The organism is Prevotella sp. AM42-24 (genome assembly GCF_003461825.1).
Lineage (GTDB): Bacteria > Bacteroidota > Bacteroidia > Bacteroidales > Bacteroidaceae > Prevotella > Prevotella hominis.
In genome coordinates this window covers 6,483-8,243 of sequence record NZ_QTXV01000094.1, presented here as the reverse complement: position 1 = coordinate 8,243, position 1,761 = coordinate 6,483, and the positions used below count along the sequence as shown (strand labels likewise).

The 1,761-nt window shown below is 39.1% G+C and carries 1 protein-coding gene; it reads left to right on the top strand.

Annotation, left to right across the window (positions count from 1 at the left end; all coding sequences use genetic code 11):
* Positions 1-275 precede the first annotated feature (275 nt).
* Complete coding sequence (locus DW917_RS15640; protein WP_118120215.1) at positions 276-1,532, top strand: ATP-binding protein; 1,257 nt, start codon at positions 276-278, stop codon at positions 1,530-1,532.
* The last annotated feature ends 229 nt before the right edge of the window (positions 1,533-1,761 follow it).

Below are 1,761 nucleotides of genomic sequence, written 5' to 3'. Positions count from 1 at the left end.
GAATCATTTTGTGCTACATCTGTAGATTGGAAGTCTCTCCATTCTGTAGGAGAACAGTCTTCTTTTGTCTTGAAGATTCGGTAAAGATGCGTGCGGCAAGAGAATCCACACTCGGCTGAAGACTGTTGATAAGAGAAAGGTAGTTCTGTTTGTTGATTTTATTCGGTAACAGCGAATAGAATTATGCCATTTTATTCGCTGCTACCGAATAAAAAGAGCCTTTAAATTTTGTAGTATCAAATAAAATTCGTACTTTTGCCCCCAAAAGTAAGTATATGGAAAAGGAATTGTTTCGAACGATAATAGCTGAGAGCCAAGAATATATAGGTCGTATTCATTTGGTACAGCGTCCTCTATATTTAGAGGAATATGGCAATTATGTGTTTGTAGGAGTAAGACAAGCAGGAAAATCCTATTTGCTATACCAGAGAATACAGCAATTGCTGGCAAATGGAGTTGATATAGAAGATATCGTGTATGTCAACTTTGACGATGAACGTTTGCAAGGAATGTCGGTAACAGACTTAGATTTCATATTGCAAGCCTATCATAGCATGTATGAAGGTCAGCCCATCTTCTTCTTTGATGAGATACAGAATGTTGAAGGGTGGGCGAACTTTGCACGCCGTCTAGCCAACCAAAAATATCGTGTCTATATAACTGGCAGTAATGCCAAAATGCTGAGTCGTGACATAGAGACTGTATTGGGAGGAAGATACCTGGACATCAGCGTGTTTCCATATAGCTTTTCTGAATATCTGAAAGCTGTTGAAGTCTTGCTTTCAAAGAATTGGCAATATGGCCGAAAAGCAGATGAACTGCAGCGCCATTTCCGAACTTACTTTGATTGGGGTGGTTTCCCTGAGCTTGTGCATTTTCAAGAAAAGAGAATATGGCTCAACAGCTTATATAATCGTATTTTCTTTAATGACCTGGTGGTTCGGCACAAAATAAAGAACGAGGATGCCTTACGCCTTTGTGTAAGAAGATTGGCAGAAAGCGTGAAACAGCCATGCTCCTTGAATCGTTTGAGCAATCTGATAAAAGCAACCGGTACTCCATGTAGCCCATCAACAGTAATGGAGTATGTTCGCTATCTGCAAGAATCATGCTTGTTGATTTCTATTGACAATTATGTTTCCAAGTTCGTGGAGAAAGAAACAATTAAAAAACATTATTTTGTAGATAATGGGCTGCTGCATCTCTTCATCAACAATCCGAACACCTCTCTGCTGGAGAACCTTTGCGCAATTACATTATACAAGAAATACGCCAAGGGCTTATACTATTATAATAAAAACATAGAGGTTGATTTCTATGTGCCAGATGAGGGGTTAGCTGTTCAGGCGAGCTATCAGATGAGCGATGGGGAAACCATAGAGCGAGAAGTGAAAGCATTAGTAGCCTTGCATGGTTTGCATCCTCTGAAGAGAGCTATGATAATCACCTATGAGGATGAAGGGGAGATTGTGCGTGATGGACTCAGAATAGAAATAAAACCTGCATGGAAATGGGTATTGGAAGGTTTGTAGAATATAAAGAAACAGAGTTTTATTAGACCTGTATGGTTGAAACCACCACACTGCCATATTATCCGCCCAACAGTGTGGAGTTTACTTGCGCGACTTCAGAACCCCATAAAATTATGAGCACTCATAACTTTTTCAGTAACTTTTCCCAGTGAACTCTTGCAGATATGAAAAATATCACCATCTTTTCCTTCATAAAAAATGGGAAAAATCAAATAAAATAGCTTGATTA

Bases quoted from the DNA above. Each gene is read 5' to 3' on its own strand.
- DW917_RS15640 (WP_118120215.1), top strand. From the start codon at position 276: ATGGAAAAGGAATTGTTTCGAACGATAATAGCTGAGAGCCAAGAATAT.